This is a genomic window from Corynebacterium silvaticum, from assembly GCF_004382825.2.
GTDB lineage: Bacteria > Actinomycetota > Actinomycetes > Mycobacteriales > Mycobacteriaceae > Corynebacterium > Corynebacterium silvaticum.
On the sequence record NZ_SDQO02000001.1, the window covers coordinates 514,669 to 539,114 of the forward strand.

The 24,446-nt window shown below is 53.3% G+C and carries 22 protein-coding genes; 18 read left to right on the top strand and 4 right to left on the bottom strand.

Annotated features, from left to right (window positions below):
• Positions 1–14 precede the first annotated feature (14 nt).
• Entirely contained in the window at positions 15–1,391 is a 1,377-nt protein-coding gene (locus ET810_RS02415; RefSeq protein ID WP_134315990.1) for a protein adenylyltransferase SelO family protein, read from the bottom strand.
• A 94-nt stretch (positions 1,392–1,485) separates the two neighbouring features.
• On the opposite strand from ET810_RS02415, the gene cobA reads away from it, so the two are divergent.
• On the top strand, positions 1,486–2,253 hold the full coding sequence (gene cobA, locus ET810_RS02420; protein WP_134315945.1) for a uroporphyrinogen-III C-methyltransferase: 768 nt from the start codon (positions 1,486–1,488) through the stop codon (positions 2,251–2,253).
• Positions 2,254–2,320: 67 nt separating this feature from the next.
• Here cobA and yaaA read toward each other — a convergent pair whose 3' ends face one another.
• Positions 2,321–3,058, bottom strand: a complete 738-nt coding sequence (yaaA, locus tag ET810_RS02425; RefSeq protein ID WP_087454908.1) for a peroxide stress protein YaaA — start codon at positions 3,056–3,058, stop codon at positions 2,321–2,323.
• Positions 3,059–3,090: 32 nt separating this feature from the next.
• On the opposite strand from yaaA, the gene ET810_RS02430 reads away from it, so the two are divergent.
• The gene (locus tag ET810_RS02430; protein WP_087454162.1) at positions 3,091–4,848 is read left to right on the top strand and encodes a proline--tRNA ligase; all 1,758 of its coding nucleotides are present in this window, start codon (positions 3,091–3,093) and stop codon (positions 4,846–4,848) included.
• Between the two features lie 74 nt (positions 4,849–4,922).
• Here the strand turns inward: ET810_RS02430 and ET810_RS02435 are convergent, their stop codons facing one another.
• Positions 4,923–5,852: a DUF4439 domain-containing protein gene (locus tag ET810_RS02435; protein ID WP_087454907.1), complete on the bottom strand. Its 930-nt coding sequence runs from the start codon at positions 5,850–5,852 to the stop codon at positions 4,923–4,925.
• Positions 5,853–5,910: 58 nt separating this feature from the next.
• Between ET810_RS02435 and rimP the strand changes: the two genes are divergently transcribed.
• From rimP to ET810_RS02480, 9 genes are all read left to right on the top strand, one after another.
• On the top strand, positions 5,911–6,465 hold the full coding sequence (gene rimP / locus ET810_RS02440) for a ribosome maturation factor RimP (protein ID WP_087454161.1): 555 nt from the start codon (positions 5,911–5,913) through the stop codon (positions 6,463–6,465).
• Positions 6,462–7,460, top strand: a complete 999-nt coding sequence (gene nusA, locus ET810_RS02445; protein ID WP_087454160.1) for a transcription termination factor NusA — start codon at positions 6,462–6,464, stop codon at positions 7,458–7,460. The genes rimP and nusA overlap by 4 nt, the downstream gene beginning before the upstream one ends.
• A 274-nt stretch (positions 7,461–7,734) precedes the next feature.
• Positions 7,735–8,109, top strand: coding sequence for a YlxR family protein (locus tag ET810_RS02450; protein WP_087454159.1), 375 nt, complete (start codon positions 7,735–7,737; stop codon positions 8,107–8,109).
• Positions 8,110–8,214: 105 nt separating this feature from the next.
• Positions 8,215–11,097: a translation initiation factor IF-2 gene (gene infB / locus ET810_RS02455; RefSeq protein WP_134315944.1), complete on the top strand. Its 2,883-nt coding sequence runs from the start codon at positions 8,215–8,217 to the stop codon at positions 11,095–11,097.
• Between the two features lie 217 nt (positions 11,098–11,314).
• The gene (rbfA, locus tag ET810_RS02460; protein WP_087454158.1) at positions 11,315–11,752 is read left to right on the top strand and encodes a 30S ribosome-binding factor RbfA; all 438 of its coding nucleotides are present in this window, start codon (positions 11,315–11,317) and stop codon (positions 11,750–11,752) included.
• A complete protein-coding gene (locus tag ET810_RS02465; protein WP_087454157.1) occupies positions 11,745–12,737 on the top strand; it encodes a DHH family phosphoesterase in 993 nt (330 codons plus the stop codon). The genes rbfA and ET810_RS02465 overlap by 8 nt, the downstream gene beginning before the upstream one ends.
• 102 nt (positions 12,738–12,839) lie before the next feature.
• On the top strand, positions 12,840–14,186 hold the full coding sequence (locus ET810_RS02470) for an MATE family efflux transporter (protein WP_087454156.1): 1,347 nt from the start codon (positions 12,840–12,842) through the stop codon (positions 14,184–14,186).
• 70 nt (positions 14,187–14,256) lie between these two features.
• Complete coding sequence (locus ET810_RS02475; RefSeq protein ID WP_087454155.1) at positions 14,257–15,132, top strand: metallophosphoesterase family protein; 876 nt, start codon at positions 14,257–14,259, stop codon at positions 15,130–15,132.
• Positions 15,129–15,800 carry a 4'-phosphopantetheinyl transferase family protein gene (locus ET810_RS02480; RefSeq protein ID WP_087454154.1) on the top strand — a complete coding sequence of 224 codons (672 nt, stop codon included), beginning with the start codon at positions 15,129–15,131 and terminating at the stop codon, positions 15,798–15,800. Before ET810_RS02475 ends, ET810_RS02480 begins: the two co-directional genes overlap by 4 nt.
• Positions 15,801–15,824: 24 nt before the next feature.
• On the opposite strand, the gene truB is transcribed toward ET810_RS02480, so the two are convergent.
• A complete protein-coding gene (gene truB / locus ET810_RS02485; RefSeq protein WP_087454153.1) occupies positions 15,825–16,736 on the bottom strand; it encodes a tRNA pseudouridine(55) synthase TruB in 912 nt (303 codons plus the stop codon).
• Between the two features lie 12 nt (positions 16,737–16,748).
• Between truB and ET810_RS02490 the strand changes: the two genes are divergently transcribed.
• The 7 genes from ET810_RS02490 to dapA all read left to right on the top strand — a co-directional run bounded on the left by ET810_RS02490 (position 16,749) and on the right by dapA (position 24,446).
• Positions 16,749–17,747: a bifunctional riboflavin kinase/FAD synthetase gene (locus ET810_RS02490; protein ID WP_087454152.1), complete on the top strand. Its 999-nt coding sequence runs from the start codon at positions 16,749–16,751 to the stop codon at positions 17,745–17,747.
• 16 nt (positions 17,748–17,763) lie between these two features.
• A complete protein-coding gene (locus ET810_RS02495) occupies positions 17,764–18,729 on the top strand; it encodes a nucleoside hydrolase (RefSeq protein ID WP_087454151.1) in 966 nt (321 codons plus the stop codon).
• A 195-nt stretch (positions 18,730–18,924) separates the two neighbouring features.
• Positions 18,925–19,194 (top strand): 30S ribosomal protein S15, encoded by a 270-nt coding sequence (rpsO, locus tag ET810_RS02500; protein WP_013242127.1) that lies wholly within the window; start codon positions 18,925–18,927, stop codon positions 19,192–19,194.
• A gap of 142 nt (positions 19,195–19,336) precedes the next feature.
• Positions 19,337–21,640 carry a polyribonucleotide nucleotidyltransferase gene (locus ET810_RS02505; RefSeq protein WP_087454150.1) on the top strand — a complete coding sequence of 768 codons (2,304 nt, stop codon included), beginning with the start codon at positions 19,337–19,339 and terminating at the stop codon, positions 21,638–21,640.
• Positions 21,641–21,895: 255 nt separating this feature from the next.
• Positions 21,896–22,645, top strand: a complete 750-nt coding sequence (dapB, locus tag ET810_RS02510; RefSeq protein WP_087454149.1) for a 4-hydroxy-tetrahydrodipicolinate reductase — start codon at positions 21,896–21,898, stop codon at positions 22,643–22,645.
• Entirely contained in the window at positions 22,645–23,406 is a 762-nt protein-coding gene (gene thyX, locus ET810_RS02515) for an FAD-dependent thymidylate synthase (RefSeq protein WP_087454148.1), read from the top strand. Before dapB ends, thyX begins: the two co-directional genes overlap by 1 nt.
• 134 nt (positions 23,407–23,540) lie before the next feature.
• Positions 23,541–24,446 carry a 4-hydroxy-tetrahydrodipicolinate synthase gene (dapA, locus tag ET810_RS02520; protein WP_087454147.1) on the top strand — a complete coding sequence of 302 codons (906 nt, stop codon included), beginning with the start codon at positions 23,541–23,543 and terminating at the stop codon, positions 24,444–24,446.

The window sequence follows — 24,446 nt, forward strand, 5'->3', positions numbered from 1 at the left end:
GTACCCTCGGCGCGCTACGTGCCACAGTAGGTGATATAAGGGGCAGCGTCTTGAGGAGCAGGCTGTTCAAGATCTTCACTACCGTCGAGGCGGTCAAAAGGTGCGGTCGTGGCTGCAAAGAGCCGATGGAAATGCGAGAGATCCCCGCGTTCAGCATGCAACAACGCTTCCTCTACGAGGTGATTTCTGGGAATGTACACCGGATTGTGCGGGGGTACGGCTCCGCACATGTCACGGGTAGTACACCAGTCGCGCGCCCAGGGGAATTTTTGCTGTGTCGTACCATCGCTCAAACTTCGTAGGAAAGTCGTGAGATCCGCTGTATGGCGAGTCAGCAACTCCGGCAAAGCATCGAGAAGCTTTTCTGCACCAGCGTTATCGGGATCTACTCCTACCGCCTGACCCATTTCCGCCAACCACGCAGCGCGGTAGTGGGAAGCGAAACTATCGATTTCTTCCCTCGCTGACTCCATTCCGATGAACGGAAGGAGTGTCTCGGCCATCCGAGCAAGATTCCATCCAGCTATGGCAGGCTGCTGACCATAGGCGTAGCGTCCGCCCTGATCAATGCTGGAAAATACCGTTTGGGGATCGAAAGTATCCATAAAGGCGCAAGGGCCAAAATCGATACTATACCCACTCAACGTGGTGTTATCTGTATTCATCACACCATGGACAAACCCGAATCGCATCCACTGCGCGACTAAGCGAGCCTGTGACAGGACCGCCTGATGCAAAAGCTCTCGCGCGTTTTCCAGCTCATTGTCGCTAGGTTGAGCTAGGATCCGATGGCTCGCATAGCGCACGGTATCGCGAAGAATCTCGGGACCGCTGATCGCCGCAAACTGTAGCGTTCCCACCCGCAAATGATGAGGAGTGACTCGAACGAGGACGGCTCCCGGCTGGGGACGTCCCCTCATCACGGTTTCACCGGTTGTGAACACAGCTAACGATCTACTACTAGGCACACCGAGCGCGTGGAGAGATTCAGAAATGAGATATTCGCGCAGCATAGGCCCGAGGACGGCCCGGCCATCGCCCCCTCTAGAAAAATCTGTTGGGCCCGAACCCTTAAGGTGAATGTCGTAAAGCAAAGGCGCACCAGATGCCTCCCCGCAGAGGTGGCGATCTGCGCGTAGCTCTCCGACTAGCAACGTCCGACCGTCACCGAGCAGTGGGACAAAATTACCAAACTGGTGCCCAGAGTACGCTTGCGCATGCCCATCGGCATGGAATAGATCACATATATTTTCTCGCGTGATACCCAGCGCTGCTCCCACCTCATCATTAAAAACAACCAGCTGAGGATCAGGCCACTCACCAGAACGGTGAGCGACCGCAAGGCCGGGGAGTTGTTCTGCAAAGGTATGAAGAAACGTGGGATACGACATAGCTACTACCGTAGCGCGGATTCCCACCTATGATCTTTCCCTTATAGGGAACCCAAATAGGACTAAGCGCACTCACTGTTTAAACTTGTTCTTCATGACTTCCCAGCAGAATCAATGGCAGGCCCCAGTCTCACTTATCGGCGGTGGCCCAGGAGCATGGGACCTGATTACTGTCAGAGGGATGCGTCGGCTGCAAACAGTGGACGTAATTTTGGCGGATCATTTAGGCCCGGCGTCGGAGCTGGATAAGCTTTGCGACGTTGCCACGAAAGAAATCATCGACGTATCCAAGCTCCCATACGGTAGGCAAGTAGCCCAGTCGAAAATCAACGAGCTACTCATCCATCACGCACAGTTAGGAAAAAGAGTCGCTCGACTTAAAGGCGGCGACCCATACATCTTTGGCCGAGGCTTTGAAGAACTACAGGTTTGTGCAGCACAGGGGATTGCCTGCGAAGTCATCCCCGGAGTAACAAGCGCCGTTTCCGTACCAGCGCTGGCCGGTGTTCCCATCACCCAACGAGGCCTTGTACACAGCTTTACCGTGGTCTCTGGGCACGTGCCACCGCATCACCCGGAGTCTCTCAACAACTGGGATGCGCTAGCACAAACACAAGGAACCCTGAGCGTGATCATGGGAGTGAAAAACGCACCAGCCATTGCCGACGCGCTTATCCACGGCGGCCGGCCAGCCTCCACTCCCGTGGCGATAATCCAAGAAGGCGCGACGGAACAACAGCGCTCCTATAAATGCACGCTGGGAACCCTGGCCAGTACCATGCGTACACAGGAGATTAAGCCACCCGCCGTATACGTCATCGGAGAAGTCGCTGGACTAGACGCACAACCAGCACATACGTAAAAACACGCAGATATGAAAAGACGAGAGGGCGCTTCAAATTGAGGTGCCCCCTCGTGTAAGTGCCAGATCAGTTCCGAACCTCAAAAGTCAATTCTGTTGCTCCGGTCTGCTCTATTGCTAAACCAGCTTTTTGGGCGACCTTTTCTACCTCCTCAGTAGAGGAAGGGTGCGCATCACTGAGCACCAACACTCGCGCTAACTCACCTTTGTAATGCTTATTAAAATGGCTGATGACTTTTCGCACCCCATTAGGTTGCACCGACTCCACGCGCACCGTAGTCGCGCCGGGAACTTTCCCCAACTGCTGATAGGTGCCAGAGCGCAGATCCACGATAAAGTCGTCAGTATCACTTAACGCTGTGGTAATTGCTGAACCCCAGCGTTTTTTCATTGTTGGGATTGTTCCATCTGCGCTGGGGACTTTACTAGATCCAGATAGCCGGTATCGCGGGATAGGGTCTGAAGCCCCTATGACGCCAAACAACGCTGACCCGATAGCAAGGCGTGACCATGCAGAAGGCGGAAGAGTAGGCGCGTCGAGGGCGTCGTAAAGCACACCGGTATAGCGCAGTAGCGCTGGCATCGTAGGCGCACGAAGCAGCTCTGTATTAGCTACAACTTCTTCCCGAAGCTTCTCGCTTAATTTCAATAGTGTTAGGGCTTGATCGGGGGATAGTGAGCTCAGATCCTTAGAGATGGATTCCCTTATCGGGTTCAACGAGGGGAAGGATAAAGCATCCATATTGAGTGGAGCATCATCACCGCCGATGGCTTTAGTCTCTGAAGGAGGTAACACAATGAGCATGTCCATAACCCTAGCGGGTATATTTCTTACTCATGATCACACGTCTTTCCACGCTCTTCCTGCGCACCCTGCGCGAAGATCCCGCAGATGCTGAAGTTCCTAGCCACAAGCTGCTAGTTCGTGCCGGATACATTCGCAGAGCTGCACCAGGTGTTTACACGTGGCTGCCCTTAGGGCTGCGCACACTCAAAAAGATCGAAAATATTGTGCGCGAGGAGATGGATGGAATTGGAGCTCAAGAGCTACTTTTCCCAGCGTTGTTGCCCCGCGAGCCCTACCAGACAACTAACCGGTGGACTGAATACGGCGACTCACTTTTCCGACTCAAAGATCGCAAGGGTGCAGACTACCTTTTGGGCCCCACCCATGAGGAGATGTTTGCCGGAGCAGTGAAAGACATGTACTCGTCGTACAAGGATTTCCCCGTCATCCTCTACCAAATCCAAACCAAGTACCGGGATGAAGAGCGCCCACGCGCTGGTATTCTTCGTGGCCGCGAATTTGTGATGAAGGATTCCTACTCCTTCGATATGACAGATGACGGACTTGAGTCCTCATATCAGCGCCACCGGGGCGCATATCAGCGCATCCTTGATCGCCTAGGTGTTGAGTATGCGATCTGCTCTGCGACGTCTGGTGCGATGGGTGGGTCTGCTTCCGAAGAATTCCTTGCAATCAGCGAAAACGGTGAGGACACCTTTGTGCGCGCTACGCAGGGTGACTACGCCGCTAACGTGGAAGCCGTGATCACGCAGCCTGGCGTCGAACGCTCCCTTGAAGGGCTGCCTGAAGCTATGGAGTACGACACCCCTGCCTCTGAAACCATTGAGTCCTTAGTGGCATGGGCACAGACCGCTGGTATCACGGTTGAAGGCCGTGAGGTTGCGGCCTCGGATACTCTGAAATGCATCGTCGTGAAAATTACAGAACCCGGTGCTGAGGACCATGAGCTTGCCGGCATTCTGCTTCCAGGAGACCGTGAAGTAGACATGAAGCGCCTGGAAGCTTCGCTAGAGCCTGCAGCGGTAGAACTTGCTACTGAGGCAGATTTCAAGGCGAACCCCTTCCTCGTGAAAGGCTACGTTGGCCCTCGCGCATTGATCGCACATGGTGTTAAGCTTTTTGCTGATCCTCGTGTGGTCACCGGAACCTCATGGATTACTGGTGCAGACGCTGATCAACGCCATGTAGTTAACCTCACCGTTGGTCGTGACTTTGAGGTGGAAAACTACATCGAGGCTGCCGAAGTTCGTGAGGGCGATCCAGCGCCAGAAGGTCAGGGCACGCTCACCCCGGCTCGCGGTATAGAGGTCGGGCATATTTTCCAGCTTGGACGTAAATATACCGAGGCCTTTGACATGCAGATCCTTGATGAAAACGGCAAGCGGGCGATCCCCACAATGGGATCCTATGGCATCGGTGTCTCGCGACTCATGGCGGTGCTTGCCGAGCAGCGTCATGATGAGAAGGGACTTAATTGGCCCATTGAGGTTGCGCCTTTTGCTGTTCACGTGGTCGTGGCAAACAAAGATGCGGCAGCCATCGAGGCCGGGGATACGTTGGTTTCTGAGCTCGACGCAGCGGGCATCGAAGTGCTTTTCGACGACCGCCCTAAGGTAAGCCCTGGCGTGAAATTCAAGGATGCGGAGCTGCTAGGAATGCCGTATGTGGTAGTCCTGGGTAGGTCTTTTAAAGAAGGAAAAGTTGAGCTGCGCGTCCGCGGTAAAGAAGCTGTGGAAATTCCAGCTGCTGAAGCTACTGCACAGATTATCGATATGATCGGTGCTTAAGAGCGCTCTTAGGGGCCGGAAACCTTTGTGGTCTAACCACCCCTAAAAACGACTGCGTGCCCCCGTCGTGAGTGTCACTGGCGGGGGCACGCAGTCGTTTTTAGCGTGCTGGTCGGGGCTGTGGGAGCGCCAACCGCGGTCTGGGCTGCAAAGGCTAAAGCTAGTTCTTTCCAAGAAGTGGTTTTAGCTGCAGCGGCCGTAGCAATCCAATAATCTGTGGTGTCTTTGCGCAGGGCCTCAATGTAGTCGGCAGTACTTTGGGCATCAAAAGGCTGTTGGTACTTTTTCAACTCATAAGCAGACTCAGGTTTGGGGAACTCCCCAGTGGGCGCGAGGCTGCTTTGTAGGATGCTGATGCGATTTTGATGGGTGTCAATGGAATCGTTGACGGCTTGCTTGAGTAGGCCACTAGCAGATGCGGTGGCAATGCCCAGGCCATAGACGATGGAATATTCCCAGGCGAGGGCGTCTCGTGCCGCATCTGCGTCGATTTTAATGTCGGAAGACTTAAGTTTTTTATTCACCGAGGGGTCGAACAGTGCGCCTCCCGTAGTCGGTGCTGCTGCCCCTACCGATACGAGATCAACAAGTTGGTTGGCAGCGAGCAGCATAGATCCCTCTGGCAGATCGCCAGCGCTAGACACGAGCTCTTGAGCTGCTGCTGTAGCTGCATCTACGGGACTGCTGTTGCTATCGAAATCAAGGTGCGCTTTTTCTATAGCGGAATCTAGAGCCGAGTCGTCACAAGAAGAGGGGAGCGTACCGTCATTTTTGTGTCCGCACACGCGTTGGATCTCTGTGCGTAGTTCGGCAAGGCCGGCGCGTCGAAGCGCGGCATAGGGAGCGTCACTGCTATCAAATACTTTTGCCTCCGTGGAGGCTCGCGCTGCTAGGCGCGTCAGTGTGGTGTCTGGCGCGGGATGCGGAGTAAGGCTGCATGCACTAAGCATGCCGCCGGAAACCACTACGGCCAATAGGAATCGAGATGCTGCAGAACGAGTCACAAAAGGAAAGTGTACTTCCATACTCGGATGCCTTTGTGCGTCGGCTACGATAACGGGCATGGCATTTCCCTCTACCGAAGTCTTAACCGAGCTCATAACGCCGATCGCAGTGGCGCATAACATGGATCTTGAACACATTCGAGTCAACCGCGCAGGCAAGAAAACGCTTGTCGCAGTGTCCTTGGATTCTGAAAACCGGCCGGATTTGGATCAGCTGGAAGTAGTATCCACAGCTATCTCTGAGCTTTTCGACGCCCAAGAAGCTTCTGGTGCCTTAAGCTTTGGCCCGGGATACACGCTGGAGGTCGGTACTCCTGGAGTGGACGTGCCCCTTACCAAAGCACGTCAGTGGCGGAGAAATCGTCACCGCTTGGTCGCCCTTGACATTGAAGGAAAGAAATCGATCGAGCGGATTGGGGCAGTAAGTGATGATGAAACTCGAGTGATCGTGGTTAAGCGACAGGGGAAAAAGATCTCGGTTCGTTCGATTGAATTGGGAGAAAATACTCAAGCAGTGGTAGAAATTGAGTTCGCGAAGCCCGCAGAAGCGGAGCTTGAGTTCACGCAACTAGATTTTGATGCCGCCTTGGCTTTGGAAGAGGAAAACAAGTGAATATTGATATCCACGCACTTAAGCTCATTGAGTCCGAGCGGAAAGTTCCTGTAGAGGAATTGATTGAGACGATCGCTCGTGCGCTTCTTTTCTCCTACCGCGAGTTTAAAGACACCAACGTTGAAGAAAACACTCGTGCTCGCGTGGACATTAGTGCCACCACAGGGCTTGTCTCTGTCATTGTTTCTGAGCTCGATGAAGAGGGCAACGTTGTTTCTGAATATGACGACACACCCGCTAACTTTGGTCGTGTCGGCGCGCAGGCGGTTCGCGATGCAATCAAAAAGCGTTTGCGTGAGGCAGAAACCTGGAAAGCCTATGATGCATATAGCGAGTACGAAGGACGCGTAGTTTCTGGCATTGTTCAGGCAGACGCATATGCAAACGAGCGAGGAATTATCGTTGTTCACCTGGGAACTGAGGCTGAGGGGCAGGACGGCATCCTCATACCTGCTGAGCAAATTCCTGGTGAAAAACTAGTTCACGGCAACCGCGTAAAGTGCTACGTCGTAAGAGTGAACCGTACTCCGTGTAACCTTCAGATTAATTTGTCTCGTACCCACCCTGAGCTGGTGCGCAGACTCTTTGAGCTGGAGATTCCTGAAGTTGCTGACGGATCGGTAGAGATTATCAGCATTGCGCGCGAGGCTGGGCACCGTTCCAAGGTGGCTGTCCGTGCGAATGTTAAAGGCCTGAATGCCAAAGGTGCGTGCATCGGGCCTCGTGGCCAGCGAGTGAACAACATCATGAACGAGCTGAGCGGAGAAAAGATTGACATCATTGATTTTGATGAAGATCCGGCAAAGTACGTGGGTAACGCCCTTGCGCCGTCCAAGGTTGTGCACGTAGAGATCACTGATCTTGAGGCTCAAGCTGCTAAGGTCACGGTGCCTGATTACCAGCTTTCCTTGGCCATTGGTAAAGAAGGGCAAAATGCTCGTTTGGCTGCACGCCTAACAGGTTGGAAGATCGATATCCGTTCTGACGCTAGCTAGTCCTTTATATCGCTCCTTGAACTGCGATAGATGATGAATCTATACGGCAGTAAGAGGGGCGTTTTTATTCCTGCAGCCTGAAAATATGCCGGGTTCACTTCCCGATAAAGACGGCAAAGCGGAATTATTTGGTGTTTGACGTTTCCAACTTCATCTTTGTGGAGAATATGGCGTACACTACTTAACGGCCCATCTGCAGCTTGTGTGATGGACACTAGAACGGTGTTGAGCACAAGCAAAAGACAATATGAGATGTGAAGCGAAAAGGAGACGAATGCCAGCGGCTTTGTATGGTGACTCCCCCGGAGGAGATCTTTCTAAGCCTACGCGGACGCGTATCCGTACCTGCATCGCTACCAAAGAATCGCAACCCGCTGAGCAACTTCTTCGCGTTGTTTTGCGCAAGCAAGATGATGTAGCAGGGGAATCGCATCATTCTGTTTATTCGGTGATTGCTGACCCACGTAAGCGTCTGACAGGACGCGGAGCATGGATCGCGCCTACCATCGATGCACTGGAGCTAGCTGAAAAGCGCCGAGCATTCGCTCGCGCGTTAAGGGTGTCTGCGGAAGTAGACACAGGTCATGTACGAGAGTACCTAGCAGCGCTTGGCGCTGGACCCGACATTACAAGGAAGACCGAACATTGATGAGCATACGATGAAGCATCAGCGATGAACGTCAAAGTAACTTAGGTAGGAAGTCGACGTAAGCCCTCCGGGGTTAAGGCTTCCTTCCGTAACTCAAGGAGAGAAGTGCCCGGAAAGCTACGTGTACATGAGCTAGCTAAACAGCTCGGTGTAACAAGCAAGGAACTACTTGCCACGCTGAAAGAACAAGGCGAGTTTGTAAAGACTGCATCTTCGACCATCGAACCTCCGGTGATCAAGAAGATGAAGCAGCATTATGCTGCGAACGATGTGAGCGCTGATCAGGGATCTGCGAAGGTTGCCCCTGAGGCTGCAAAAGCTCCGTCAACGTCGGCTAAGCCTGCAGCGCCTAAGCCGGCTTCTGCGAAGCCAGCCGCTCCAAAACCCGCTGCCGCAAAACCTGCAGCACCCAAGCCGGCTTCTGCGAAGCCAGCCGCTCCAAAACCCGCCGTTAAGCCCGTACCTAAGCCAGGTTTCAGCGCTTCCCAGGCTGATGCGCCTAAGACTCCGGGTTCTGCTCCTAAGCCAGGTGCAGGAGCATCTCCTTCTGCTATGCCTCGTCCGCAGGCGCGCCCAGGCGGAAATGCGCCAAAGCCGGGTGGACGTGCTCCTCGCGTAGCCAACAACCCGTTCTCCAGCGGTGAGCGGTTCTCCAGCGGTGAGCGCCCAGCGCCTCGTCCTGGTGGCGGCAACCGCCCTGGAAATGGCCCACGCCCAGGTGGCGCTCCGCGTCCGGGTGCAGGTCGTGGTGCTCAAGGCGGCAACAACGCTGAGCGTCAGCCTCGCCCAGGTGGTCGCGGCGGTCAGCAGCGTCAACAAGGCGGCAACCGTCCGCAGCAAGGTGCTGGTCAGGAGCGTCAGGGCGGCGGACGTCGTCCAAGTCCTGCAATGATGCCTTTACACCCGAATCCAGGGCAGATGCCTTCTCGGAGCGCCGGCGGCCGCAATGGTGGCCGCGGCGGTGCGGGTGCCCAAGGCGGAAACCGTGGACCCGGAGGCGCAGGCTTTGGCGGCGGTCGCCCAGGTGGCGGTGGAGCTGCCGGTGGTCGCGGCGGACGTCGTGGCGGTACCGCTGGTGCATTCGGACGCCCAGGTGGCGCTCCACGCAAGGGACGTAAGTCGAAACGTCAGAAGCGTAATGAATACGAGGCAATGCAGGCACCAAACGTCATTGGTGGCGTTCGCCTGCCCGACGGTGGAGGCGCGACGATTCGTCTTGCCCGGGGTGCTTCGCTTTCCGACTTCGCTGAGAAGATTAATGCAGATGCTGCGGCACTCGTCCAGGCACTCTTTAACCTTGGCGAGATGGTAACGGCAACTGCATCTGTGAGCGAGGAGACATTGCAGCTCCTCGGCGAAGAGATGAACTACAAAGTTGATGTTGTCTCGCCTGAAGATGAAGACCGCGAGCTTCTCGAGTCCTTCGACCTGCAGTTTGGTGAGGACGAGGGAACTGAAGAAGATCTGGAGAAGCGTCCTCCTGTGGTGACCGTTATGGGTCACGTTGACCACGGTAAGACCCGCCTGTTGGACTCCATCCGTAAGTCCAACGTTGGTTCCGGTGAAGCAGGCGGCATTACGCAGGGCATTGGTGCTTACCAGGTCGCTGTTAACGTCGACGGCACCGATCGTAAGATCACCTTCCTTGATACCCCGGGTCACGAGGCCTTCACCGCTATGCGTGCTCGTGGTGCTAAGTCCACGGATATTGCTGTGCTTGTTGTCGCTGCTGATGACGGAGTTATGCCTCAGACCGTTGAGGCCATCAACCACGCTAAGGCAGCAGATGTACCGATCGTGGTCGCAGTGAACAAGATCGATAAGCCAGGTGCATCCCCGGATAAGATCCGTGGACAGCTCACTGAGTACGGCCTCGTTCCTGAGGACTACGGCGGAGACACCATGTTCGTTGATATTTCTGCAAAGCAGAACATCAATATCGATGGACTACTGGAGGCTGTTCTTCTTACCGCAGATGCTTCACTGGATCTGCGTGCTAACCCTGACATGGACGCGCAAGGCGTGGCCATTGAGGCTCACCTGGATCGTGGCCGAGGCCCAGTGGCTACAGTCATCGTCCAGCGCGGTACGCTGCGTGTGGGAGACTCTGTTGTCGCAGGTGATGCTTATGGTCGCGTGCGTCGCATGGTCGATGAGTACGGACATGATGTTGAAGAAGCAGGACCTTCCCGTCCTGTTCAGATGCAGGGCCTTAACGGTGTCCCCGGCGCTGGCGATAACCTCCTTGTGGTTGAAGACGATCGTGTTGCTCGTCAGATTGCTAACCAGCGCAATGCGCGCAAGCGTAACGCTCTGGCTGCAAAGACCCGCAAGCGCGTCTCTCTTGAGGATCTGGATGCAGTTCTTAAGGAACACAGCACCCTCAACCTCATCCTCAAAGGCGACAATGCTGGTTCCGTGGAAGCCTTGGAAGAAGCATTGCTCAAGATTGAGGTCGACGACGAAGTTCAGCTGAACATCATCGACCGTGGCGTCGGTGCTGTTACACAGACAAACGTCTCCTTGGCTGCTGCTTCTGATGCCGTGATCATTGCCTTCAACGTTCGTGCTGAGGGTAAGGCAACGGAAGAAGCCAACGCTGAAGGCGTGGATGTTCGTTACTACACCGTCATCTACCGTGCGATCGAGGAAGTTGAGCAAGCGCTGAAGGGCATGCTCAAGCCAATCTACGAAGAGCGAGAAGTTGGACGTGCAGAGATTCGTGCAATCTTCAAGGCTTCTGCAGTTGGCCTGATCGCAGGTTGCATGGTGGAGAGCGGAAAGGTGCGTCGTAACGCTACGATTCGTTTGCTTCGCGACGGCGCCGTAGTGGCAGACAAGGCGACTATTGAATCGCTACGTCGTGAGAAAGACGACGCCACCGAGGTCTCCGCAGGTTACGAGTGCGGTATGGTCTTGTCCTACCCGGATATCCAGGTTGGCGATATCATCGAGGTATTTGAACAGGTAGAGGTTCCACGTTCTTAATAGTTGCTGCTTAACCCGATAACTACTCAAAGCGGCGCTGACTCTCATGACTAATGTTGAGAGTCAGCGCCGCTTTTATCCTGTGTTTATCATGCAGATAGGACAAAGAAGTCCGTTTTGGATAAGACAGAGTACGTTTCCGCTTTGATAAAGCAGATAAGATAATTGCGTTAGTCGACAAAAGGCTGCAATAAATAGATGAAAAAGAGGTTGAAAAATGGTTGATCACGCACGTGCCGCCAGGCTGGCTAAGCGTATCCAGACGATTGTGGCTACGGCTATTGAACGAGAAATTAAGGACTACCGGCTGGAGTACGTCACTGTTACAGACACCCGGGTTACAGGCGACTTGCATGATGCAACCGTGTATTACACAGTGCGGGGCCGTTCCATTGAAGACACTCCAGATGTAGAGGGTGCAGCTGAGGCTCTCCACCGTGCGCGAGGCCAGCTACGAAAGATCGTGGGAGACCAGCTGAGCGTGCGTTTTACCCCAACGTTATCTTTCGAGCTAGATACAGTTCCAGAGTCTTCGGCGCATATGGAAGATCTGCTGGCGCGCGCTAAAGCACGTGATGCAGAGCTTGCTGAGCTGAAAAAGAATGCAAAACCAGCAGGGGAAGAAAATCCCTATAAAATGGACGTCGATGAGTAAAACCTGCGTTCAAACATCGTCGGACAAACCGTTGGATTGGTCAGCTACTGAAAGAATCATCAGCAAAGCTGAAAGAGTGTGCGTTGTAGGCCATATCAATCCTGACCCGGATGCTATCGGAAGCGTTTGTGCGACGACGCTTGCCCTGGAGCAGCTGTCTAAGGAAGCCATAGGAGTCATCGGCCAACGCACGCCCTTAGAACGCTCTTTGCTGGATATCCCCAGAGCCACGGATATTCTCACTGTGGATAGGCTTCCTGAGTGCGATGCAATTATTGCCGTGGACTGCGGCGCCGTGGGGCGGCTGGGAGCACTTCAGCCACAGGTTATGCGCGACATTAGCCGGGTCATTCTGATAGATCATCACAGTACAAATCGCGGTTTTGCAGGAGTCAACCTGATTGACTATCAGGCGGAATCAACAACGAGTATTTTGCGGGATTGGTTCCAGCACCTGAAAATTACGCTGACTAAAGATATCGCGTATGGACTTTATGCTGGGCTGGTGTCGGATACGGGTGGTTTTAGGTGGGGCCGGCCGGAAATGCATGCCCTGGCTCAAGAACTTGTTGATACGGGCCTTAAAATCCGGAGCATCGGGCAGCAGCTTTTTAGCAGTGATTCCGTCCCAGATCTTGCGATGATCGGTACGATCCTTTCTCGTCTTCGGGTGATGCATGTCAACAACGTATCGGTCGTTGTGGCCATCGCACAGTACGACGATGTCCAGGGGCATTCGACTCATGCTGTAGAAAAAATCGCGGATCTGATCCGCGGTTCAGACGGCACGGATATAGCCGTGGTCTTCAAAGAATATAAAAGAGGAGAATGGGCGGTTTCGCTGCGTTCGGAAGATCTCGATATTTCCATTTTGGCCCGTACCTTGGGCGGCGGTGGGCATATCAGGTCATCAGGCTACGTCACGTTTGGAACGGTAGATCACGTAGTCGCAGAACTTAAAGCGGCGGTTCAGCGGGTCTACTAAACGAAACTGTGGGGAACAATATAAGGCATACTGCTGTTGCAGTAAAGGCCTGTACGAGGCATGTTCTTCTAGGAGAAGACGCGGAGAGAAAGAGTATGTCCGGTGGGAAGAGCACAAGAAGAAATAGCAGAGATTAGTCCAGCAACGATTCTTCGCTTGGCGCTTCCTGCACTGGGAGTGCTGGCGGCTACGCCGCTTTATCTGCTTTTTGACACCGCAGTAGTGGGCAAACTGGGGGCGGCCTCCTTAGCAGCACTTGGAGCAGGGACCACGATATATGCCCAGGTGACTACTCAATTAACGTTTTTATCCTATGGAACAACGGCGCGTTCAGCTCGCCTTTTTGGTGCGGGTAAAAAGAAGGAAGCCGTGGCTGAGGGCATGCAGGCTACATGGCTTGCGCTTTTCGTCGGGACCATCTTGGCGCTTGTTGTTTTTATGGGGGCTCCGACGTTCACATTCTGGCTTAGCGGTTCCTATGAGGTGTCCAACGCAGCAACGAGTTGGCTCAGAGTAACAGCTATAGGTATCCCGCTGGTCCTTGTCGTGATGGCAGGAAATGGGTGGCTAAGAGGGATACAAAACACCCGGTTACCGTTGATTTTTACCTTGTCGGGTGTTGTGCCGGGGCTGGTGTTAGTACCAATCTTGGTTAACCAGCATGGGCTGGTGGGCTCGGCATGGGCGAATATCGTTGGGATTACTATTACGTCTTTGCTGTTTATTCTGTGCCTCTTTCGGGAGCATGAAGGCACTATTCGTCCGAATTGGACCATCATGCGTTCGCAGTTGTCCCTTGGTAGGGATCTGATCGTGCGATCGCTATCATTTCAGATTTCTTTTATCTCAGCAGCAGCGGTAGCTGGCCGCTTTGGTGCAGAGTCTTTGGCAGCACACCAAGTGCTGCTCCAGCTGTGGAGTTTTCTCACGCTTATTCTCGATTCGCTGGCTATTGCGGGCCAGACGTTGACAGGGGCTGCACTTGGTGCAAAAAATGTTGCTCGAGCGCGTCGTGTAGGACAAATATCTGTGTTGTATTCCACCATATTTGGCGTGGTGCTTGCCGTAATATTCGCTGGTGGTTTTCACCTGATACCAGGAATTTTTACGTCAGATGCAGGGGTTCTTCAAGAAATAAGTGGGCCGTGGTGGCAGCTGGTTCTCATGATCGTTGTGGGTGGCGTCGTGTTTGCCTTTGACGGAGTATTCTTAGGTGCCGCTGACGCCGCGTATCTGCGAACCGTATCTTTGTTGTCAGTGCTCGGAGGATTTTTACCTGGCGTATGGTTGGCTTTGCTCTTCGACGCTGGCCTGATAGGCGTGTGGTGGGGGCTAGTTTCCTTTATCTCTCTTCGAATGATCGCGGGAATATGGCGCTTTTATTCGATGAAGTGGGCTTATAGCAAAGATGTGGGAGACGGGAATATTCCAGCCCCGGAGAGTCGATGAGCGAATCCCCGCTGACAATTGCAATAATTGGTCTTACGTTTGAAACAACCTAGGTACGCAAGGAGGTCACATGGCACAGACCCTATGGGCTGTTGCGGACCTTCATGCAGCAGTTCGAGCTAATGGAGAACACATTGATTCTCTTAAGCCCAAGGACCCCTCTGATTGGCTGATTGTCGCCGGAGACGTTGCAGAACGCACCAGCGTAGTCGTGGAGGTTCTTCATAAATTACGTAAGCGTTTTGCCTGCGTTATTTGGGTCCCGGGAAATCATGAGCTGTTCTGCAGAAGAACGGATACGCATCAAGGGCGAGCAAAATACGACGAGCTCGTGCGTGCGTGTCGGAAGATCGATGTTCTGACACCAGAAGATCCTTTCCCAGTTTTCGGCGGTGTGACCATCGTGCCGTTGTTTACGCTTTATGATTACTCTTTCCGCCCGCGCGGAATGAGCATAGAACAGGCTGTTGAGGCTGCCCATGAAAAGCAAATTGTGCTTACAGACCAGTTTGCTATCGCCCCATTCGTGGATATCCGTGCGTGGTGCTGGGACCGTTTGGCGTATTCGGTTAATCGGTTAAGCAGAGTAAACGGACCTACGATCCTGATCAATCATTGGCCGCTTTCCCAAGAACCTGTGGATAGGATGCAGATCCCAGAGATTGGGCTATGGTGCGGAACTCGGCACACTATGTCATGGGGAAGCCGATACAGTGCGAAAGCAGTGATCTATGGGCACCTGCATCTTCCTGGAATAATGCGCATTGATGGTGTGCCGCACGTGGAGGTATCCCTGGGATATCCCCGGCAATGGCAGCAAAACATAGAGTCACGTCCCTGGCCTTTTCCTATCATGCATATCGATGATGCCGGAAAAGCAACCATGGGCCCGGGACTTGAGCCGGATGAATCGATGACACAGAGTGCGAACAAGGGGGAGTCGTGAACAACGAGATCCAGCTTGATCAGTCGCTCTTTCCAGAAGCTGCACGCTATGTGTCTCTTACCACCGATCCCGGAATCATAGACTTGGGCAAGTTTAATGAGCTGCATCCGCTGGAACGGGCTCTTGTCGCACACGCGGTTCCGCTCCGTAAAGCGGAATTTGGAGATGCGCGGTGGTGCGCCCACCAAGCCCTCGCTAAGCTGCAACGAGACACAGGTGAACCAATTCTGCGTGGTGAGCGAGGCATGCCGTTATGGCCAGCTTCTGTTAGTGGATCTTTGACCCACACTGATGGTTTTAGGGCCGCAGTTGTTGCTCCTCGGCTGCTTATCAGATCGATGGGAATCGATGCAGAAGTCGCCGAGCCGCTTCCAGAGGGCGTTATCGGTTCGATCGCTCGAGAAGGTGAACTCGAACAGCTTGAACGTTTGCGCAGCAATGGTATCTCGTGCGCAGATCGAGTTTTGTTCTGCGCGAAAGAAGCTACCTACAAAGTGTGGTTTCCGTTGACGCACCGCTGGTTAGGCTTTGAACAAGCAGAAATAGACATTAGAGACGATGGATCTTTTGTGTCTTATCTGCTTGTTCGTCCCACTCCCGTTCCTTTTATAGAAGGGCGCTGGATGGTGAAAAACGGCTACGTAATAGCTGCAACTTCTGTTGTATAAAAGGCCGTCAATATTTCGACTCGGCTAGGAGAGCGTGTTGGGACGCGCCACGAAAATGGAAGAAAGCCGCTTGCCTTTTTCCTTGATAAGCGCGATGGCCTGGCCATTGGGTGCTACCGCCGCGTGAACCTCTGCTAAGCCTCGTGGTTGGAGCCATTTCCCCATGGAGAGGTCTGTGGCCTCAGACTCTGTTACCTCTAATGTGGGGTAGCACCGAGTTAAGGATTCATCCAAAGAAAGACTGAGCTTGGGGGCAGCGGCGAGATCGTCGAGAGTGATGGCATCGGAAAGAGCGAAGGGGCCCACGGATAGGCGTCGTAAAGCTGTGAGGTGGCCACCCACGTGGAGGGCTTCTCCTAGATCGCGAGCGAGGGAGCGGATGTACGTTCCCGATGAACACGTGACCTCTACATCGATGTCAATAAATTCCGGTGACAAGGTGCGCGAAATATCGAGGACATCGAAACGGTAAATAGTGACCGGACGTGCAGGGATCTCCACTTCTTGTCCCTCGCGCACCATCTGATGGGCTCGTTTCCCATTGATTTTGATTGCGCTGACTGATGCTGGGCGTTGCATGATATCTCCAGTGAGATTAGCTATCCCAGCAGCAATTTCATCGTCAGTGATCGCGGATACCGTGGACGCATCGGCAGAAAAAACTGACTCGCCTTCTTTATCGTCGGTGGTGGTGGCCAGTCCGAGCCTGATAGTTGCTCGGTAGGACTTGGTCGATGCAACCATATGGGCAAGAAACTTTGTCCCTCTTTCGATTCCCACAACAAGAACACCGGTAGCCATGGGGTCGAGGGTGCCCGCGTGGCCAACCCGTTTGGTGCCAAAGATGCGGCGCAGGCGCCCAACTACGTCGTGCGAGGTTATGCCAGCGGGTTTATCTACGACTACGAGTCCAGAAGTGGAGAGGGGATCAATCATAGTTAGCAGTCTATGGCTAAACTGTCCAGAGTGGATATCTGGCATCATATTGAAGACATTCCGGCGGATCTAGACGCCTCGGTCATCACCATTGGCGTTTTCGACGGTGTCCATCGTGGGCACCGGACCCTGATCAGCGCTGTAACGCAACGAGCGCGGGCACTCGGTGTTCCGAGCATCCTGGTTACGTTTAACCCTCATCCTTTGGCGGTGCTGCGGCCGGAAAAGATGCCTCCACTTTTGGGGACGGTTACCCAACGTGCGAATCTCGTAGAAAATCTTGGCGTTGACCATATGTTTGCCATGAATTTTACGGCCAACCTTTCGCACCTGTCTCCGGAAGAATTCTTTGTCTCTATTATTAAAGACAAGCTCAAGGCCAAGGTTGTAGTGGTGGGGGAGAACTTTACCTTTGGCTATAAAGCGTCCGGTAACACGGAAACTTTGAAGACTTTGGGGGAAAAATACGGCATCGACATTCGTGTGCTGGAATTGCTGGCAGAAGACCAGACCGTGGTTTCTTCTTCTGTAATACGTAAAGCTCTCGCAGAGGGAGACGTGCGCCGAGCTAATTGGGGATTAGGGCGGGACTTTTCAGTCAGCGGAGACGTGGTGCGAGGCGCTGGTCGGGGCGGAAAAGAACTTGGCTATCCGACCGCCAATCTGTACTTCCCGGATTCTATTGCGCTGCCAGAAGACGGCGTGTACGCAGGCTGGCTACAGATCACCTCTGCAGCACCCATCGAAGGTGACATGGTTGCAGGAGTGCGGTACCCGGCGGCGATTTCTGTAGGTCATAACCCTACGTTCGGAGACCAGCGTCGTAGCGTTGAATCTTTTGTTCTTAATCGTCATGCTGATTTGTACGGGCATTCCGTTACCGTTGAATTCGTGGACCGTATTCGCGGGATGGTGAAGTTTAGCGGTATAGAAGAACTGCTGGAAGCAATAGCACAAGACGTGGAGACTACTCGCGAAATTTTAAGAGTTGACGAACCTCGTAAACCCTAAATAAGGAAGACAGAGAATGGCAAAGAAGGTAATCCTCGACCTGGACACTGGCATCGATGATGCGTTGGCACTGGCCTATGCTCTAGGTTCTCCAGAGCTGGAACTCATTGGTGTCACTGCGACATATGGCAACGTACTTGTCGACGATGGTGCGCGCAACGATCTAGCACTCCTCGAACTATTTGGGCGCCCCGATATTCCAGTTTTTGTTGGTGAACCTCATGCGCGGGCCAAAGATGGGTTTTCCGTTTTAGAAATTTCTGAGTTTATCCACGGAAAAAACGGCATTGGTGAGGCAAAGATGCAGCAGCCTCAAACCAGTGTGAGTGATAAAACCGCAGTTGATTTCCTGATTGAATCGGTGGCTTCCTATGGCGATGACTTGGTCATTATCCCAACAGGCGCCATGACTAATATCGCCGCGGCAATGGATAAAGACCCAGATTTTGCAGCTAATGCTCATATCGTTTTCATGGGAGGCGCGCTTACGGTTCCCGGGAATGTGAACACGTGGGCTGAGGCAAACATCAACCAAGACCCAGAATCCGCAGACATGATGGTTCGAGACTGCGCCGATGTGACGATGATCGGCCTTGACGTAACACTCCAAACGCTGTTGACGTATGAGGAGACTGCCACGTGGAGGACGTTGAACACCGAGGCCGCAACAGTGCTTGCCGACGCCACCGATTACTACATTCGCGCCTACGACACGATAGCGCCCCACCTTGACGGCTGCGGGCTGCACGACCCTCTGGCCGTTGCAGTAGCCGTGGATCCAAGTCTGGTCACTACTCTTCCTCTGAATCTTAAAGTGGACACCGAGGGGCCGACGCGGGGACGAACAATCGGTAATGAGGTCAAACTGGGAGATCCGCACAAGAATGCCCAGGTGGCAGTGGCAGTTGACGTAGAGCGCTTCCTCAAAGAATTCATGGAACGCATTACGCGAGTGCTGGTAGGAAACGCGGTCGGTAGATAAAACAGACCGGGAGAATCTACGTCTAGGCGAGGAAACTCGAAAATCCCTTTGTTTCTGTCCTTTCTATGGTAGTGTTCCTTCCGTTCTCTTCACTGCGGTCCACAGCAGTGATAGGAATGGTTTGATAATGAGAAACCCCCGGTTTCCTTTTATCAAGTCATATTTATGTGGACTGAAATAACTAGGAGTTTTCTCATGGCTTTGAGCAATGAGCAGAAGAAGTCCATCTTGGCTGAGTACGGTCTGCACGAGACCGACACCGGTTCCCCTGAGGCACAGGTTGCGTTGCTTTCCGCACGCATCAACCAGCTGACCGAGCACCTGAAGTTCCACAAGCACGATCACCACTCTCGTCGTGGTCTGCTGCTTCTCGTTGGTCGTCGCAAGGGCCTCTTGAAGTACCTCGCAGACAACAATGTTGATCGTTACCGTGATCTGATTGCTCGTCTGGGCTTGCGTCGATAAGCTTTTCGACGTTAAAGCGGCGCCCCGTGGTTTTAGGTAAAACTAAAAGCCACGGGGCTTCGCTATGCTTAAGATGCGAAAACGTGTTAAAATCCTGCCGTTGCATTAGACGCAAAACCTTTTTTGGAAACACGCGGCACCGATGACCGTTGTGAGAAGGAATATCCACGAGGAGACCTGCACTTTGAGCAAGGCAAAAAACATCGAATTCAACGTAGATGAAGAATTCGGTATTACCGAAGCGATCGCCACCATTGACAACGGCGACTTCGGAACCCGTACCATTCGCTTTGAAACTGGCCAGCTGGCCAAGCAAGCCGACGGTTCTGTCACCACGTACCTGGATGATGAGACGATGCTGTTGGCCACCACGACGGCCTCTAACCAGCCGCGTGAAGGATTCGACTTCTTCCCACTAACGGTGGACGTCGAGGAGCGCATGTACGCAGCGGGCCGCATTCCAGGTTCGTTTTTCCGTCGCGAGGGACGTCCCTCCACTGAGGCAATCTTGGCTTGCCGCCTGATCGACCGCCCGCTACGTCCGACTTTTGTTAAGGGACTGCGCAATGAGGTCCAGGTTGTTATCACCGTCTTGTCCATCAACCCAGAAGACTACTATGACGTTGTTGCAATCAACGGCGCATCAGCTGCTACCCAGCTTTCCGGTCTTCCGGTGTCGGGTGCGGTAGGCGGAGTTCGCATGGCTCTTATCGCGGATGAAGCACATCCCAAGGGTCAGTGGATTGCATTCCCGACCCATGAGCAGCACGAAAAGGCTCTTTTTGAGCTCGTTGTTGCCGGACGTCTTGTCGCTAAGAAGCAGGGTCGTAAGACTGTCGAAGACGTTGCCATCATGATGGTGGAAGCAGGTGCTACTGAGAACGTTGTAGAAAAGATCAAGGGTGGCGCTCCTGCGCCGACAGAAGAGATCGTTGCACAAGGCCTAGAGGCAGCTAAGCCTTTCATCGAGGTTTTGTGCCGAGCACAGGCTGGCCTGGCAGAACGCACAGCTAAGGAAACTCAAGAATTCCCACTTTTCCCACCGTATTCGGACGTTATTTACGATGCTGTGGAAAAGAAGGTTTCTAAGAAACTGCGTCAGCTGTTGACCATTAAGTCAAAGCAAGAGCGTGACGACGCCACCAACGAGTACATGGAATCGATCGAGGGCGAGTTGCTCGCAAAATTCGGTTCTGAGGATGAAGCTGCTGCATCGAAGGCTATTCGCGCTGCTTATAACGCAGTGATGAAGAAGCTTGTGCGTCACATGATTCTCACCGAGCACTTCCGCATTGATGGCCGTGGTGTGACTGACATTCGCGATCTTGGAGTAGAGGTAGAGCTGGTTCCACGTGCGCACGGTTCCGCTCTATTCGAGCGCGGTGAGACACAGATCTTGGGTGTGACCACGCTAGACATGCTCAAGATGGAGCAGCAGATTGATTCGTTGTCGCCTACATCGTCTAAGCGCTACATCCATCACTACAACTTCCCGCCGTACTCCACCGGAGAAACTGGCCGTGTGGGTTCCCCGAAGCGTCGCGAGATCGGCCATGGAGCGCTTGCCGAGCGCGCCCTTATGCCGGTGATCCCTTCCCGCGAGGAGTTCCCTTACACCATCCGTCAGGTTTCGGAAGCCCTCGGATCTAACGGTTCTACCTCTATGGGTTCGGTGTGTGCCTCAACGCTCTCGCTATACAACGCGGGTGTTCCTCTGAAGGCCTCAGTGGCTGGTATCGCTATGGGCCTGGTGTCTGATGAAGTTGACGGAGAAACCCGTTATGTTGCTTTGACAGATATCCTTGGCGCTGAGGATGCCTTTGGTGACATGGACTTCAAGGTTGCTGGAACTCGTGACTTTGTGACGGCCCTACAGCTGGATACCAAGCTTGATGGCATTCCTTCCAAGGTTCTCGCGTCTGCGCTTGCACAGGCTTATGAAGCCCGCGAAGCAATTCTGGACACCATGGCTGAGGTCATTGAGAGCCCAGATGAGATGAGCGACTATGCTCCGCGCATCACGACTGTCACTGTTCCACTCAGCAAGATCGGTGAGGTTATCGGGCCTAAGGGCAAGATGATCAACTCGATCACCGAGGAGACCGGAGCAAACATCTCCATTGAGGAAGACGGAACTGTCTATGTTTCCGCGACCTCCGGAGCTGCCGCTGAAGCAGCGATCGAAAAGATCAATGCTATTGCTAATCCGCAGTTGCCCAAGGCTGGTGAGCGATTCCTCGGAACCATCGTTAAGACCACCGCTTTTGGTGCATTTGTTTCTCTCGTACCTGGTCGTGACGGCCTCATCCACATCTCTAAGCTCGGCAACGGTAAGCGCATAGAGAAGGTAGAAGACGTAATCAACGTTGGTGACAAAGTCGAGGTGGAGATCCTCGATATAGACAACCGCGGCAAGATTTCCTTGGCACCGGTGAAGGAAGACTAGTCTGCACACACAAGGCTAAGGTGGGATCGCTTTAGGCGCTTTCTGCCTTATCCTTACTTCTGCTCCCCAGTGATGGGCATCGCTACTGTTGTATATGAGTGACGGGATCTTTATGGCCGCGTCGAGAAGCTTGTACGCCGTAGGGATACCCGCAGTGGGGAGCATTGGTGTATCCTCCACGAGCCTATTTTGTAGTCTACAAAAGCGGAATTGCTTAATGTTTTGACCCAACCACAAACGAAAAGGAACAGTGACATGGCCATTAAAGTAGGAGTCCTCGGGGCTCGTGGGCGCGTTGGTCAAGCCGTAGTAGCGGGTGTAAACGAATCCAAAGATCTTGAACTTGTTGCCGAGATCGACCGCGATGATGACCTGAGTGTTCTCGTTGACAATGGGGCAGAGGTAATCGTTGATTTCACCACTCCTGATTCTGTCATGGGCAACTTGGATTTCTGCATCAACCACGGTATTTCTTGCGTCGTGGGGACTACAGGTTTTACAGCAGAGCGACTCGCTCAAGTGGAAGAATGGGCGGAGAAAAATCCTTCGGTGGGCGTGCTGATCGCCCCTAACTTTGCTATCTCGGCTGTATTAACTATGGTCTTTGCCCGCCAGGCAGCTAAGTTCTTCGATTCTGCTGAAGTTGTTGAATACCATCACCCCAATAAGTTGGACGCCCCCTCAGGAACCGCTATCCACACAGCACAAGGCATAGCCGAGGCTCGTAAGGAAGCAGGGCTCGGCGAGCAGCCCGATGCAACAAAAGATTCGCTTGCAGGTTCCCGCGGAGCCGATGTCGACGGAGTTCCGGTGCACGCTGTGCGCATGACCGGCATGGTTGCGCATGAGGAAGTTATTTTTGGGGCCCAGGGTCAATCCTTGACTATTCGCCAGGATTCCTACGACCGTACGTCTTTTGTCCCCGGAGTTTTGGTAGGGGTACGGAAGATCCATGAGCATCCTGGTCTTAGCGTTGGCCTAGATAAGTACCTCGATATCTCATAATGGCTGTAGAAACTCATCTCGACGTGCAATTGGTGGCCTGCACGACGTTTATTACTCCTCCTACTGGTATCACGTGGGCTTGCGATCCTGCCGCTAAAGATTCTGAAGCGTTAGTGGAGTTTGCCGGCCGCGCATGCTACGAGACTTTTGATAAACCAAATGTGAGGACTGCCCAGAACGATGCCTACCTCCGACACATTATGGAGGTAGGGCATATGGCGCTTTTAGAACATGCTACGGCTTCTTTATATATCCGAGGTTTGTCTCGATCAGCGGCGCATGAGTTGATGCGGCATCGACATTTTTCTTGTTCGCAGCTCTCACAGAGGTTTGTCCATCACGAGGATTCTCACGTAATCATCCCGCCGTTGATTGCGGAAGACCCTGAATTGCGACGTCTTTTTCTCCACGCAGTAGATGAATCGCGCTTTGCTTTTATCGAGGTTTTGTCTGCGCTAGAAGAAAAATTAGCTAAAGAACCGAATGCGCTTCTTCGAAAGAAGCAAGCTCGCCAAGCAGCACGCGCGATACTTCCCAATGCCACAGAATCGCGAATACTCGTCACCGGGAATTTCAGAACATGGCGTCACTTCATTGGGATGAGAGCTACAGAGCATGCTGATGTAGAAATTCGAGCGCTGGCAATCCGATGCTTGCATCTGCTGAAGGAACAATCGCCGGTATTGTTCGGTGATTTTGAGGAGTCCACGCTTGCCGACGGCTCCTGCATGGCGACTAGCCCGTACGTCACAGATTTTTAATGAAATTTTTGCTGTGGAGAATATGAAAGCCGGAAGAGAAAGTAACTCTCAACGAGGGTGACTTGACCCGACACGCGGGAGAATCCTTGCCCCGATGTCAACTTCCGGCTCATTTGCGGGTAACCTTAGGGCACATGAGCACAGGTTTGACAGCGAATACGGGTAGCGACTACTTCGGTACCGTCACCGTAGCGATGGTGACACCGTTTGATGCCACAGGGAAACTCGATGTTTCTGCAGGGCGGAAGCTTTCCGCACACTTGGCTGACAACGGAATCGACACGCTGGTGCTCGCCGGAACCACCGGTGAGTCTCCAACTACAACGCTGCAAGAAAAAATTGACCTGCTCAAGGCCGTTAAGTCGGAGGTCGGTGACCGCGTTAAAATTATCGCGGGCGCTGGAACAAACAATACTTCGGCTTCGGTTGATATGGCTCGTGCGTCTGCTGAAGCTGGCGCCGATGCCCTTCTGGTAGTAACCCCTTACTATTCAAAACCTAGTCAAGAGGGGATCTACCAGCATTTTCGGACAGTTGCGCAAGCCACTGACTTGCCAATCTGCGCTTATGATATTCCGCCACGTTCGGTTGTTCCTATTCAACCGGATACTCTGCGTCGTCTTGCTGAGATCCCTACGATCAAGGGAGTGAAAGACGCAAAAGGCGATATTGCCGCTGCTACACCACTCATCGAGGAAACAGGACTTGCCTGGTACTCAGGTGATGACCCACTTAACCTCCCATGGCTGTCCGTGGGCGCGGTGGGCTTTATTTCCGTGATTGGTCACTTGGCACCAAAAGAATTGCGCGAACTGCATACAAGTTTTAATAACGGCGATCTTGCGCGTGCGCGTGAGATTAACGCAAAACTTTCATCATTAGTCGCCGCTCAAGGACGTTTGGGTGGCGTAAGCCTCACAAAAGCCGGATTGCGGCTACAAGGTATTGAGGTCGGAGACCCGCGACTGCCTATTGTCGCACCAAGCGAAGAAGAGCTTGAGCGTCTCCGACACGACATGAATAAATCTGGAGTTCTATAA